At 72.0% G+C, this 12,526-nt stretch carries 13 protein-coding genes; 3 read left to right on the top strand and 10 right to left on the bottom strand.

Annotated elements, in window-relative coordinates; translation table 11 throughout:
* Nucleotides 1–96: 96 nt before the first annotated feature.
* Nucleotides 97–1,386, bottom strand: coding sequence for an MFS transporter (locus J3P36_RS11895; protein ID WP_307807071.1), 1,290 nt, complete (start codon nucleotides 1,384–1,386; stop codon nucleotides 97–99).
* A 408-nt stretch (nucleotides 1,387–1,794) separates the two neighbouring features.
* On the opposite strand from J3P36_RS11895, the gene J3P36_RS11890 reads away from it, so the two are divergent.
* Nucleotides 1,795–3,399 (top strand): ABC-F family ATP-binding cassette domain-containing protein, encoded by a 1,605-nt coding sequence (locus J3P36_RS11890; protein WP_210508373.1) that lies wholly within the window; start codon nucleotides 1,795–1,797, stop codon nucleotides 3,397–3,399.
* A 93-nt stretch (nucleotides 3,400–3,492) separates the two neighbouring features.
* Here the strand turns inward: J3P36_RS11890 and J3P36_RS11885 are convergent, their stop codons facing one another.
* From J3P36_RS11885 to J3P36_RS11845, 9 genes are all read right to left on the bottom strand, one after another.
* Nucleotides 3,493–4,101 (bottom strand): hypothetical protein, encoded by a 609-nt coding sequence (locus tag J3P36_RS11885; protein WP_246854634.1) that lies wholly within the window; start codon nucleotides 4,099–4,101, stop codon nucleotides 3,493–3,495.
* Between the two features lie 14 nt (nucleotides 4,102–4,115).
* Nucleotides 4,116–5,267, bottom strand: coding sequence for a zinc-dependent alcohol dehydrogenase (locus tag J3P36_RS11880; protein WP_210508370.1), 1,152 nt, complete (start codon nucleotides 5,265–5,267; stop codon nucleotides 4,116–4,118).
* Nucleotides 5,268–5,379: 112 nt separating this feature from the next.
* Nucleotides 5,380–6,213 (bottom strand): ABC transporter permease, encoded by an 834-nt coding sequence (locus tag J3P36_RS11875; protein WP_210508369.1) that lies wholly within the window; start codon nucleotides 6,211–6,213, stop codon nucleotides 5,380–5,382.
* Nucleotides 6,210–7,046: an ABC transporter permease gene (locus tag J3P36_RS11870; RefSeq protein ID WP_210508367.1), complete on the bottom strand. Its 837-nt coding sequence runs from the start codon at nucleotides 7,044–7,046 to the stop codon at nucleotides 6,210–6,212. Before J3P36_RS11870 ends, J3P36_RS11875 begins: the two co-directional genes overlap by 4 nt.
* Nucleotides 7,043–7,969, bottom strand: a complete 927-nt coding sequence (locus J3P36_RS11865) for an ABC transporter ATP-binding protein (protein ID WP_210508595.1) — start codon at nucleotides 7,967–7,969, stop codon at nucleotides 7,043–7,045. The genes J3P36_RS11870 and J3P36_RS11865 overlap by 4 nt, the downstream gene beginning before the upstream one ends.
* A gap of 108 nt (nucleotides 7,970–8,077) precedes the next feature.
* A complete protein-coding gene (locus tag J3P36_RS11860) occupies nucleotides 8,078–9,097 on the bottom strand; it encodes a PHP domain-containing protein (RefSeq protein WP_210508365.1) in 1,020 nt (339 codons plus the stop codon).
* A gap of 26 nt (nucleotides 9,098–9,123) precedes the next feature.
* Entirely contained in the window at nucleotides 9,124–9,450 is a 327-nt protein-coding gene (locus tag J3P36_RS11855) for a transcriptional regulator (RefSeq protein WP_307807070.1), read from the bottom strand.
* On the bottom strand, nucleotides 9,440–9,862 hold the full coding sequence (locus tag J3P36_RS11850) for a hypothetical protein (protein ID WP_210508357.1): 423 nt from the start codon (nucleotides 9,860–9,862) through the stop codon (nucleotides 9,440–9,442). The genes J3P36_RS11855 and J3P36_RS11850 overlap by 11 nt, the downstream gene beginning before the upstream one ends.
* Before the next feature lie 71 nt (nucleotides 9,863–9,933).
* A complete protein-coding gene (locus J3P36_RS11845; RefSeq protein WP_210508355.1) occupies nucleotides 9,934–10,533 on the bottom strand; it encodes a hypothetical protein in 600 nt (199 codons plus the stop codon).
* 196 nt (nucleotides 10,534–10,729) lie between these two features.
* Here J3P36_RS11845 and J3P36_RS11840 point away from each other — a divergent pair, with 196 nt between their 5' ends.
* Both J3P36_RS11840 and J3P36_RS11835 read left to right on the top strand, forming a co-directional pair.
* Nucleotides 10,730–12,049 (top strand): S1C family serine protease, encoded by a 1,320-nt coding sequence (locus J3P36_RS11840; protein ID WP_210508353.1) that lies wholly within the window; start codon nucleotides 10,730–10,732, stop codon nucleotides 12,047–12,049.
* A gap of 43 nt (nucleotides 12,050–12,092) precedes the next feature.
* Nucleotides 12,093–12,500: a DUF1801 domain-containing protein gene (locus J3P36_RS11835; RefSeq protein WP_210508351.1), complete on the top strand. Its 408-nt coding sequence runs from the start codon at nucleotides 12,093–12,095 to the stop codon at nucleotides 12,498–12,500.
* The last annotated feature ends 26 nt before the right edge of the window (nucleotides 12,501–12,526 follow it).

Raw genomic sequence — 12,526 nt, 5'->3', positions numbered from 1 at the left:
CGGCCGACAGGGGGCAGTCCAGAGGTGCGTCGCGTGATTCCGAGACGCCGACCTGCGGTCGGCTCCTCGATCACCGGCGGGCGGACGCCCTTCCGCTCAGCGGAGCGCAGGCAGCGGCCGTGGTCCTCGCGCGATGCCGACGCTGACGATCGCCGCGACCGCGCAGAGGGCGGCGGCCCCGAACCAGGCGCCCGCGTAGTCACCGAACGCGTCGCGCAGCATCCCCGCGCCGATGGCGGCGAGCGCGGCGCCGAGCTGGTGGGAGGCGAACACCCAGCCGTAGACCACAGCGCCCTCGTCGCCGAACACCTCGCGGCAGAGCGCGGCGGTCGGCGGCACGGTCGCCACCCAGTCGAGGCCGTAGATGACGACGAAGAGGATCATCGGCGGCTGGACCGTCGAGGACAGCAGGAACGGCAGCAGCACGAGCGAGACGCCGCGGCCCGCGTAGTAGATCGCGAGGAGGATCCGCGGGTTCACCCGGTCGGTCAGCCAGCCGGACGCGATGGTGCCGACCACGTCGAAGATGCCGACGACGGCGAGCAGGCCGGCGGCCGTCGTCTCCGGGACGCCGTGGTCGTGCAGGCTCGGGATGAAGTGCGTGCCGACGAGGCCGTTGGTCGTCGCGCCGCAGATCGCGAAGCCTACCGTGAGCGCCCAGAAGGTGCGGACACGCATCGCCCGCCCGAGGACCTCGACCGCCCGGCGAGCGGGGTTGATCGGGCTCTTCGGCGGGTGCACCGGCACCGCGTCGTCCGGCGACCCGAACGGCGTGACGCCGAGATCGGCGGGCGAGTCGCGGAGGAGCGTCGCCACGAGCGGAACAACCGAGATGGCGATGAGGGCGATGATCAGCGACGCGTACCGCCAGCTCTGGTCGGAGGCGACGGCCGCCACGATCGGCAGGAACACCAGCTGCCCGGTCGCGCTGCCCGCCGTGAGCACGCCGGTGACGAGACCCTTCCGCCGCAGGAACCAGCGGTCGGCGACCATCGCGGCGAACACGAGCGCCATCGAGCCCGTGCCGAGGCCGATCAGCAGACCCCAGGTGAGGATGAGCATCCACCAGTCGGTGACGAAGATGCTCGATGCGGCCCCGGCGGCGATGAGCACGAGCGCGGTGCTCGTCACCCGGCGCAGTCCGAAGCGCTCCATGAGCGCGGCGGCGAACGGGGCGGTGAGCCCGAACAGCAGGATGTTGAGGCCGATCGGGATCGACAGCTCGCTGCGCGACCACCCGAACTCGGTCTCGAGCGGCACCACGAGCGCGCTCGGCGCACTGCGGAAGCCGGCCGCGCCGACGAGCGCCAGGAAGGCGACCGCTGCGACGATCCACGCGGGGTGGAGTCGGCGGCGGGTCTTCGGTCGCTCGGTCTGCGCGGTCACCGGACGATTCTGCCCGTCGGGCAGGGCACCTCCGTCCGGTTGGCGGAAGGTCGCCGAAGAATGGCCGACGTCGCCCGTGCTCAGATCCCATTCCGGTGATTGAGGAGGCCGCGAAGCGGCCGTCTCGAAATCAGGCGACGGGCCCGGGGACTCGGCCACGCGCTGGCTGGGTCCAAGGACAAGGTCGGGTGATTTCGAGACGCCGCCTGCGGCGGCTCCTCGATCACCGGAGGGGCGAAGTGTTGCCGGATCCCCATCGCGACTGGCAGACTCGTGCCCGCCCATTCGAGGAAAGGCCTCCGGTGAAGATCGTCGACGGTTCCGCGCCCCTGTCCGCGCGCTGACTCCCGTCGATCCGGCCGCCTCGGCCTCCGCGAGTCAGTGCACCACTGATTCCTCGGGAGCCGCATGTCCTCGGCACGCACCTCATCGCTCGTCCTCTCGGACGTCTCGTTCAGCTGGCCCGACGGGTCCATCGCGCTCGACGGCATCACGGCCGCGTTCGGCCGGGGTCGCACCGGCCTCGTCGGCGCCAACGGATCCGGCAAGTCGACCCTGCTCCGGCTGATCTCCGGCGAGCTCACCCCCACCTCCGGCACGGTGGTCGCCGACGGCATCGTCGACCGCCTCCCGCAGACGCTGACCCTGCAGGTCGGGGAGACCATCGCCGGGCTGCTCGGCGTCCGAGCCAAGGTGGACGCCCTCCGCGCCATCACCGCGGGCGACGCCGACCCGGCGCACTTCGACGTGCTCGGCGACGAATGGGACATCGAGACCCGCGCCGAGGAGGCCCTGCGGGACGCCGGCCTCGGCGGCATCGACCTCGACCGGCCCGTCGGCGGGCTGTCCGGCGGGGAGGCGGTGCTCGCCGCGATCGCGGGCCTCCGCCTGCGCCGCTCCGGGATCACGCTGCTCGACGAGCCGACGAACAACCTAGATCGGGCGGCCCGGGGCCGGCTCGCGGCGCTCGTCGACACGTGGCCGGGGACGCTCATCGTCGTCAGCCACGACGTGGCGCTGCTCGACCGACTCGACGAGACCGCGGAGCTCCGGGACGGCGAGCTCAGCGTGTTCGGCGGCCCGTACTCCGCCTACCGGGAGGCGCTCGAGACCGAGCAGGCGGCCGCCGAGCAGGCCGAGCGCACCGCCAAGCAGGCGCTCTCGGCGGAGAAGCGGCAGCGCCGCGAGGCGGAGGCGAAGATCGCCCGCCGATCCCGAGCCGGCGCGAAGGCGGCCGAGAGCATGCCGAAGATCCTCGCAGGCGCACTCAAGCGGTCGGCCGAGGTGTCGGCGGGCAAGACCCGCGGCACCCTCGACTCCCGGGTGCAGTCCGCGCAGGAGCGGCTCAGCGAGGCGGAGGGCAGGGTCCGCTCCGACGACCGGATCGCGATCGACCTGCCGGATCCGGGCGTTCCCGCCGGGAGGCGCCTCGCCAAGCTGAGGAGCGCGGATGGCAGCCGCGAGATCGTGCTGCAGGGGCCCGAGCGCGTGGCGCTCACGGGCGCGAACGGCGCCGGGAAGACGACCCTGCTCGAGGTGCTCCTCGGCCTCCGCGACCCGGCCGAGGGCCGTCCGTCGGCGACGGCGCACACCGAGCGGATCGCGTACCTGCCGCAGCGGCTCGACGGGCTGGACGACGCGGCGAGCGCGCTCGACAACGTGCGGACGCTCGCACCGACCGTGCCGCCCGGCGAGATCCGGAACCGCCTCGCGCGGTTCCTGCTGCGGGGCGACGCGGCACTGCGTCCGGTGGGCACCCTGTCCGGCGGCGAGCGCTTCCGGGTGGCGCTCGCCCGGCTCCTGCTGGCCGATCCTCCCCCGCAGCTGCTGGTGCTCGACGAGCCGACCAACAACCTCGACCTCGCGAGCCTCGACCAGCTGGTCGACGCGCTCTCGAGCTACCGGGGCGGCCTCCTCGTCGTGAGCCACGACGACGCGTTCCTCCGCCGCCTCGGCATCACGACCGCCGTGGAGCTGACCCCGGACGGCGACCTGAGGCGCTTCGACCTCTGACTCTCCCCGCACGTGAAACGTCCTCCCGGCGGGTGGAACGACACCCGCGGCGAGGACGTTTCTGCCGCGGCGACCGGCCGCAGCGCACGCGGATCAGCGGCGGCGGCGCTTGCCGCGGACGACGCGGAGGACCGCCCAACCGGCGAGGATGTACGGGCCGCCGATGAGGATCGGGTCGAGCCACAGGTGCTTCACGTCGGTGCGGTTGCGGCCGTACCGGGAGGAGAGCCCGTGCCGGCGGACCTCGCTGAGGATGCCCGTCTCGGTGATCGGGTTGTCCGGACGCAGCTGCAGGATCGACGTGAACTGGCTCTCGATCGAGTCGACCCGGTCCGCAAGGATCAGCAGCGCCCAGTGCGCGAACTTCGCCTCGCTGTGCCGCGCGTACGAGTAGCGGCGGATGACCCCCGAGACGCCCTTCGGCGGCTGGGCGGTGCCGAACACCGGGGTCAGGAACGCGTGCTCGATCGAGCGCTCCCGCGGATACGTCTCCGGCTGGTCCTCCGGCGTGGTCCAGTGCGCACCGGTCTCGATGCCCGGCTGCTCCCGCGGAAAGGACGGACGGTCGGCGGGGTCGAGGTCCGCTCCCCAGCCGGGGATGCGGGCGCGGAGAGACTCCGAGCTCTCCCGGGGCGTCGGCTTCTCGGCGGGATAGGCGCCGCGGCCGGGGCCTCCCGGACGCTCTTCGATGATGCTCGCCATGACGGTGCTCCTTCCTAGGCGGCGCTCGGCGGCACGACGACGGTCTTGATGCAGTCGTCGAGCTTCGAGGAGAACATGTGGTACCCCTCCGCGATCTCGTCGAGCGGGATGCGGTGGGTGATGATGTCGCTCGGCTTGAGGTAGCCGTTGCGGATGTGCTCCATCAGCCGCGGCCACTGGCGCTTGACGGGCGCCTGGTTGCCGCGGATGGTGAGGCCCTTGTTGAGCGCGTCGCCGTACTTGACCGCGTTCGGCACCGGTCCGTAGGCGCCCATCACGGAAATGGTGCCGCCCTTGCGCACCGAGTCGATCGCCCAGTTGAGGGCGATGGGCGAGCCGCCCTGCAGCTTGAGCTTCACGCCGGTGATGTGCATGAACAGGTTGCCGTCGGCCTCGGCGCCGACGGCGTCGATCGCCCGGTCGGCGCCGAGGTTGTCGGTGAGCTTCTTCATCAGCATCACGATGTCGTCGTATTCGACGAAGTTGTAGGTCTCCGCGTGGGCGAAGGTCCGCGCCTTCTCGAGCCGGTAGTCGAGGTGATCGATGACGATCACGCGGCCGGCGCCCATCAGCCACGACGACTTCGCGGCGTAGAGGCCCACCGGTCCTGCACCGAACACGACGACCGTGTCGCCCTCGTGGATATCGGCGAGCTGCGCGCCGAAATACCCGGTCGAGCACGCGTCGGTCAGCATCAGCGCGTCCTCGTCGTCGATGTCGTCGGGGATGATCGACGGTCCGACGTCGGCGAACGGCACGCGCACGTATTCGGCCTGGCCGCCGTCGTAGCCGCCCGTCGTGTGCGAGTAGCCGTAGATCCCGCCCACCGCCGTCGCGTTCGCATTGACGTTGTGGCAGTTGGAGAACAGGCCGCGCGCGCAGAAGAAGCAGGTGCCGCAGTAGATGTTGAACGGCACCATCACCTTGTCGCCGACCTTGAGGTTCTGCACCGAGGAACCGACCTCGTCGACGATGCCGATGAACTCGTGGCCGAACGTGTGGCCGACGCGGAGGTCGGTCATCACCCCGTGGTACAGGTGCAGGTCGGAGCCGCAGATCGCCGCGCGGGTCACCTTCACGATCGCGTCGTTGGGGTGCTCGATCTTCGGTCTGTCCTTCTCCTCGACTCGGATCTTGTACGGACCGCGATAGACCATCGCACGCATCGGCGCCTCCTGGATGTCGGGATGCATGCCACGCTGTCACCCGCTCCCACAGGCGCTCAAGGGCTTGCCCTCGCCGCGCGATCGCGACAGTGGGCGCCGGGGCGGGCCCGCCTCAGTCGAGGAACAGGGCGCGCAGCCGCCGGGTGGTGAAGACGATGCCGAGCGCCACCATGACCACGTAGTAGAGGACGTGCAGCAGCATCCCGGGCTCGAGGATTCCGGTCGTGAGCCCGCGCACGAGCTCGACCCCGTGGTAGAGCGGGAACACCTGCACGAGCACCTGGATCGGCGGCGGATACACGGTGATGGGGTAGAACGTCGCCGAGAACAGGAACATCGGGAGCAGGAAGAACTGGATCCACTCCATCTGCTGGAACGTCTTCACGAAGCTCGTGACCGCCATCCCGACGCTCGCGAAGCCCGCGGCGATCAGCAGGATGGCCGGCAGCGCGAGCAGCGCGGTCCAGGCCAGGTTGAGGCCGAGCGCCTGCATGATGACGAGGAAGCCGAGCGCGTACAGGGCCCCGCGGAGCAGGGCGAGGGCGATCTCGCCGAGCGCGACGTCGAACGGGCCGAGCGACGTGGACACCATGCCCTGGTACAGCTTCGAGAAGTGCATCTTGAAGAAGACGTTCCAGGTGGAGTCCATGATCGCGCCGTTCATCGCCGACACCGCGAGGAGGGCGGGGGCGATGTACGCGGCGTAGCCGATCTCGGCGCCGCTGCCGGCGCGCACCGTGCCGATGACGGAGCCGAGGCCGATGCCGAGCGAGAGGAGGTACAGCACCGGCTCGAGGAAGCCGCTGAGCACCACCACCCAGTTGCTGCTCCGCGTCGCGGTGAGGCCGCGCGCGAGCACGGCCCGCGCGTTGCCGGCGTAGAGCGCGCCGAGCAGCCGGCCCGAGCGGGGAACCGGGGCGGCGGAGCGCTGCTCGAGGGCGGTCATCCGCCGAGCCTCCGCCGCGTGATCCGCACCGCGAGCATCCAGCCGATCGCGATCACCGCGAGCAGGTAGAGCACGTGCGCGGCCGTGAGCCAGATCGGCTCGACCATCCCGTAGTTGAACACGCGTCCCAGCTCGGTCGCGTGCCAGAGCGGCGACACCCAGCCGATCGGCTGCAGGAACAGCGGCAGCGACGCGAGCGGGAAGAAGGTGCCCGAGAAGAGCATCATCGGGGTGATCACGAAGCGCATCACGAGCGCGAGCGGGCTGTCCTCCCCCTTCAGCGAGGACGAGAACGCGACCAGGCATGCGGCGACCGCCGTGCCGCCGAGCGTCGCGGCGAGGATCGTGAGCCAGCCGAGCGGGGATGGCACCGCCCCGAAGGCCAGCAGGAACAGGTGGTAGACCGTGCACGCTGCGAGGAGGCGCAGCACCACGACGAGGACGTTGCCGGTGGCGATCTGCGCGGGCGACAGCGGCGCGGCGTTCATCGCGAAGTAGGTGGCGTCCCACTTGAAGCCCGCCATGACGGCGTACGTGGACTCGTCCATCGCCGCGGTGACCGCCGCGATACCGAGCAGGGCGGGGGCGACGAACGTGAGGTAGCCGTGCCCGTCCGCGGTGATCTCGCCCGCGCTCCGGTCGACGAGGCTCGCGAGCCCGACGCCGAGCGCGAACAGGTAGATGACCGGGTTGCCGAAGGTGGCCGCGAGGATCGTCCCCGCGTACGCGCGCATCCCGAGCAGGCGGTGCTCCGTCGCGTACCAGAACCCCCAGCGGCGGGCGCGGCGGGCCGCCTCCGCGTGATCGACCGGGGCGCCGAGCACGGTCGTCATTCGACGAGGCTCCGGCCGGTGAGGCGGAGGAACACGTCCTCCAGCGAGGAGCGCCGCACGAGGCTCGTGATGGGCGAGAGTCCCTGCCCGACGATCGCAGCCAACTCCCGCTCGCCGTTGTCGGTGTAGACGAGGATCCGGTCGGGCAGCACCTCGACGCGGTCGCCGAGGCCGGTCAGCTGCTCGGCGACGCGGACGTTGTGCTCGGAGCCGAAGCGGACCTCGAGCACCTCGCGGCTCGAGTAGCGGGCGATGAGCTCGGCGGGCGACCCCTCCGCCATGATGACACCCTTGTCGACGACGACGAGCCGGTCGCAGAGCTGCTCCGCCTCGTCCATGTAGTGCGTCGTCAGAACGAGGGTGGTGCCCTGCTCCTTGAGGCGGAACAGCCGGTCCCAGAGGATGTGCCGGGCCTGCGGGTCGAGGCCCGTCGTCGGCTCGTCGAGCAGCAGGATGCGCGGATCGTTGACGAGCGCCCGCGCGATCGTGAGGCGGCGCTTCATGCCGCCGGAGAGCTCGTCGACCTTCGCCTTGGCGCGGTCCGCGAGCTGCGCGAACTCGAGGAGGGCGTCGGCCCTCGGGCCCAGGTCGCGGCGCGACATACCGAAGTAGCGGCCGTACACGAGCAGGTTGTCCCGCACCCGCAGCTCGCGGTCGAGGTTGTCGGTCTGCGGCACGACGCCCAGCTGGGCACGGATCTCGGGCCCCGACCGGTCAGGGTCGAGGCCGAGGATCGAGAGCGTGCCGCCGGTCCGGCTCGACACGGCGCCGAGCATCCGCATCGTCGTCGACTTGCCGGCCCCGTTCGGACCGAGCAGGCCGAACGCCTCCCCCGCCTGCACCTCGAACGAGATCCCGTCGACGGCGGCGACGTCGCCGTAGCGCTTCTCGAGTGCCTCGGCGGCGATCACGGCGGTCACGATCCACGATCCTTCCAGTTCTCCCGGCCGGCCGAGTTGCCACTTTCCGCCCGGCAACCGCCGGATTAGGGGCGGAAAGTGGCAACTCGAGCACTGGGAAAGGCCAGGGGGTCAGCGCTTGGCGCGCGTCCAGGCGAGGAGGCGGTCGAGGGGCCACGTCGTGACGATGCGGTCGACCGGGACGCCGTTCCGCGCCGCGCGCTCGGCGCCGTAGTCGAGGAAGGCGAGCTGCCCGGGCGCGTGCGCGTCGGTGTCGATGCTGAACAGGCAGCCCATCTCGACCGCGAGGCGGAGCAGGTCGTCGGGCGGATCCTGGCGCTCGGGACGGGAGTTGATCTCGACCGCGACGTCGTGCTCCACGCAGGCGGCGAACACCGCCTCGGCGTCGAACTCGGACTGCGGCCGGGTGCCGCGGGTGCCCTGCACGAGCCGGCCGGTGCAATGGCCGAGCACGTTGGTGTGCGGGTCGCGGATGCCGCCGAGCATCCGCTGCGTCATCACGTCCCGCGGCGAGCGCAGCTTCGAGTGCACGCTCGCGACGACCACGTCGAGACGGCCGAGCATGTCCGGCGTCTGATCGAGCGTGCCGTCCTCGAGGATGTCGACCTCGATGCCGCTGAGCAGGCGGAAGTCCTCATACTGCGCGTTGATGCCGGCGACGACCCGGAGCTCCTCCTCGAGCCGCTCGCTCGTCAGCCCGTTCGCGATCGTCAGGTTCGGGGAGTGGTCGGTGAGCGCCTGGTACTCACGGCCGAGCACCCGCGCCGCGTCGACCATCTCCTGGATGGGCACGGTGCCGTCGGACCATTCGCTGTGCGAGTGCAGGTCGCCGCGCAGGGCGGAGCGGATCTCGCCGCCGCCCTCGACGAGTGGCGCCGCGCCGCGCTCCCGCAGCGCGACGAGGTAGTCGGGAACCTGCCCGTCGACCGCCTGGCGCACCACCTCGTAGCTGCGCCCGCCCACGCCCTTGAGGCTCTTCAGCCGGCCGTCGCGCGCGCGGCGCGCGGCCTCCTCGGCGTCGAGGGTCGCGACGGCGGCGGCAGCACGGCGGAACGCCTGCACCTTGAAGCCGGGCGCCTGCTCCCGCTCGAGCCAGAACGCGATCTCGTGCAGGGCGGCGACCGGATCCATCCCGCCATCCTGCCGCAGCAGCTGTGCTAGCGCGCTTCGGGAGGTGCCGCGACGATCGCGCGCAGCGCGGCCAGGTGGGCGTCGTAGCCGGTGCGCCCGGACTCGGTGAGCCGCACCCAGGTGCGAGGGTACTTGCCCGCGAACTCCTTGCGCACCGCCACCAGGCCGCTCTGCTCGAGCAGCGCGAGCTGCTTGCTCAGCACCGAGTCGGTGACCTCCACGACGTCACGGAGCATCGCGAACTGCACCTCGTCGGCGGCGGCGAGCATCGCGAGGATCGAGAACCGCACGGGCTGGTGGATGAGCGGGTCCAGCGCGTGCCGAGGGTGCCGCTCCTCCGGCTCAGCGGGCACGGGCCTCGCGCCGCGCGGCGAGCGCGAGCGGCAGGGCGGTCACGATGCCGGCGGGGATCCAGTAGGCGAGCTCGGCGCGGAAGAACAGCAGCCCGACGCTGAGCAGCACGCCGAAGACGGCGCCCCAGACGAGCATCGCGGGCACGAATCGGCGGGTGAACCCGGTCGGAAAGGCGCGGACGCCGAGCAGCAGCCCGCTGAGCGCGAGCACGACTCCGGCGAAGACGAGGGCGACGGCGAGGATGCCCGGCTCCCCGCGGGCGGCGCCGATGCCGGTGAAGGCGACCGGCATGAGGGCGGCCATCGCGGCGAACCAGCCGACGGCGTGCGGGGCGGCTTCCGCCCGCGTCGCGGCCTCGAGTCGAGCCGAGCGCTCCAGCATCACCGCCGGGTCGAGGACCTCGTCGTCCATCGCTCCTCCTTCAACTACTTTCCTATTTGGAAAGTAGTGTCGCACCGGCGAAGAAGGAGCGCAAGGGGCCCTCAGCGCCGCACGCCCGCCGCCCGCAGCTCCAGGTCGGCGAGGGCCCGCACGACCTCCGGGTCCCCGCGGCGCCAGCCCTCGACCGCGTCCGGCGCCGCCGCCACCACCCGCGGAGACGGCGCCCCGGCCAGCGCGCGGAGGGCGAGCAGCTCGAGCCCCGCCGGTGACGCGGCGAGCGCCGAGACCCGCCGGGCGCGGCGGACGAACGCCAGACGCCGCCGCAGCCAGACGGTCAGCACGAGAGCGATCGGCAGGAGGGCGACGAGCAGCCCGGCGACGATGCCAAGGGTCGTCATGAGCCGCTGCTGCTCCTGCCCGGACGCGACGAGGGAGGCGCCGACCCCGCTCGCGTCCCGGAAGGGCGCCGACACCGCCGACCCCACCACCGGGAGGTCCTCGAGGGTCGAGGCGGCGTCCGACATCGAGCGCTGCAGCCCCGCGCCCGCCTCCTCGACGCTCCGCCCGAAGCGGCCGAGCGCGGCGAACGCGAGCCCGACGGTGATCCCCAGCGCCGTCGATCCGACGACGACGGCGAGTGCCAGCAGGTCGGAGACGATCTGGCGGCTGCGCACGAGCGGGGACACCGAGTAGAGCTGCATGCATCCACCCTCCCCTGTCCGCGGCGCGGATCGCAGGACCTGGACAGCCGAGCCGCCGCGAGTGCCCGCGCGAGCGGCGTGCGCGATCGGTGCGTTCTCGATGTCCGCCGACCTCATAGGAAGCGCCGAGGAGCGCCATCGGGTCCGCATAGCGCGGACGCGTTTCGTATCCGCAGAACGAGCGGAAGGACATCCCATGAACGCCGACAGCACCCCCGGTCCCGAGCAGGACGGCGCGCCTCAGGCCGGCTCGCCCCAGCCCACCGGAGCGACCACGGCCGATCAGACGCCAGGCGAGCGTGATCAGGCCGCGCCAGCGCACACCGGGAGCGAGCCGGCCCCGTCCGAGCCGACTCCCGCCCACACGCTCGAGAAGCGCACGCCCTCCCGCCGCCGCGTCCTGGCGCTCGCCGGCGGGGTGGCGGCGACCGCCCTCGCGCTCGGGCTCGGCACCGGATTCGCGGCCGGCACGAACAGCGTCGCCGCCGCCGACGGGAGCTCCACCGCGGCGAGTGTGATCCTCCCCGCGGACCCCGGTACGCGCTACGCCTACCCCTACCGCAACGGCACCGACACGGGCACCGCGAGCACGCAGGAGACGCCAGTCACCGCGTCGGACGAGCAGATCGCGGGTGTCGTCACGATCGTCACCGAGGTGGACTACGGCGCCGGCGAGGCGGCCGGCACCGGCATCATCCTCACAAGCGACGGCACGATCCTCACCAACAACCACGTCATCGACGGCGCCACGAGCATCGAGGTCACGGTCGAGTCGACCGGGGAGAGCTACTCCGCCTCGGTCGTCGGCTACGACGCGTCGGAGGACGTCGCCGTGCTGCAGCTCGACGGCGCGAGCGGTCTCGCGCCCGCGACCCTCGACTCCGACGGCGACCCGGCCGTCGGCGACGCCGTCACCTCCGTCGGCAACGCGGACGGCACCGGAACCCTCGTCGCGGCGTCGGGCAGCGTGAGCGGACTCGACGAGAGCATCACCGCGGGCGACGCCTCCGGCGGGGACAGCGAGCAGCTGACCGGTCTCATCGAGGTCGACGCGTACGTCGTGTCGGGAGACTCCGGCGGCCCGCTGCTCGACGCGGACGGCGAGGTCGTCGGCGTCGTGACCGCGGCCTCGTCGGGCACTCCGGTGGTGACCGGCTATGCGATCGACATCGACACCGCCCTCGCGGTGGTGCAGCAGATCGAGTCCGGGGAGGAGAGCGGCACCGTCCAGATCGGCCTGCCCGCGTTCCTCGGCGTGCTCCTCTCCGGGCAGCAGGCCGCGGGCGCCGGTGCGGTGCTCGGCGGAGTCGTCGACGGCTCCCCCGCCGCTGCCGCTGGCCTGGCCGCGGGAGACGTCGTCACCGCCGTGGACGGCACTGCGGTCACCTCGCCCGACGAGCTGAGCGCGGCCATCGCAGCTCACGAGCCGGGCGACAGCGTGACGGTCACCTACACGGACGCGATGGGCGCCTCCATCGACGTCACGGTGACCCTGGTCGAGGGCCCGGCCGCGTAGCGGGGTCGGTACGCTCGGCAGGAGCGAGCAGGAAGGACCGGAGATGGGCGGCGCAGCAGGGGTCGTGACCTCCGGTCCTTCCGAGTTCCGCGCCATGGTCGACGAGTTCGCGGAACCGATCCCCGCCCTGGCCCTCGGCTCGCGCGCCCTCATCCTCGACGTGTTCCCCCGCGCCGTCGAGGTGGTGTGGGCTCAGCAGCGCACGGCCGGCTACGGCACCGGTCCGAAGAAGATGACCGAGCAGTTCTGCTGGCTCGCCCCCTACCCGAAGCACGTGGTGTTCGGCTTCTACTACGCCACCGAGCTGCCGGACCCGGAGGGCATCCTCGAGGGCACCGGCCGGCTCATGCGGCACGTGAAGATCCGGAGGCCGGAGGACTTGGACCGGCCGGCCCTGCGGGAGCTCGTCACCCTCGCATCGACACACCGAGTGCCGCCGCCGCTCGACTGACCAACGCGTGGCGAGGACGCGGGCAC

This window comes from Naasia sp. SYSU D00057 (assembly GCF_017916505.1).
Classification (GTDB): Bacteria; Actinomycetota; Actinomycetes; order Actinomycetales; family Microbacteriaceae; genus Naasia.
This window is presented reverse-complemented; position numbering and strand designations above follow the sequence as displayed.

Excerpts from the sequence above, each read along its gene's own strand:
- J3P36_RS11860 (WP_210508365.1), bottom strand. The coding sequence starts at position 9,097 with ATGGATCCGGTCGCCGCCCTGCACGAGATCGCGTTCTGGCTCGAGCGG.
- J3P36_RS11875 (WP_210508369.1), bottom strand. The coding sequence starts at position 6,213 with ATGACCGCCCTCGAGCAGCGCTCCGCCGCCCCGGTTCCCCGCTCGGGC.
- J3P36_RS11850 (WP_210508357.1), bottom strand. The coding sequence starts at position 9,862 with ATGGACGACGAGGTCCTCGACCCGGCGGTGATGCTGGAGCGCTCGGCT.
- J3P36_RS11890 (WP_210508373.1), top strand. The coding sequence starts at position 1,795 with ATGTCCTCGGCACGCACCTCATCGCTCGTCCTCTCGGACGTCTCGTTC.
- J3P36_RS11845 (WP_210508355.1), bottom strand. The coding sequence starts at position 10,533 with ATGCAGCTCTACTCGGTGTCCCCGCTCGTGCGCAGCCGCCAGATCGTC.
- J3P36_RS11885 (WP_246854634.1), bottom strand. The coding sequence starts at position 4,101 with ATGGCGAGCATCATCGAAGAGCGTCCGGGAGGCCCCGGCCGCGGCGCC.
- J3P36_RS11880 (WP_210508370.1), bottom strand. The coding sequence starts at position 5,267 with ATGCGTGCGATGGTCTATCGCGGTCCGTACAAGATCCGAGTCGAGGAG.
- J3P36_RS11870 (WP_210508367.1), bottom strand. The coding sequence starts at position 7,046 with ATGACGACCGTGCTCGGCGCCCCGGTCGATCACGCGGAGGCGGCCCGC.
- J3P36_RS11835 (WP_210508351.1), top strand. The coding sequence starts at position 12,093 with ATGGGCGGCGCAGCAGGGGTCGTGACCTCCGGTCCTTCCGAGTTCCGC.
- J3P36_RS11840 (WP_210508353.1), top strand. The coding sequence starts at position 10,730 with ATGAACGCCGACAGCACCCCCGGTCCCGAGCAGGACGGCGCGCCTCAG.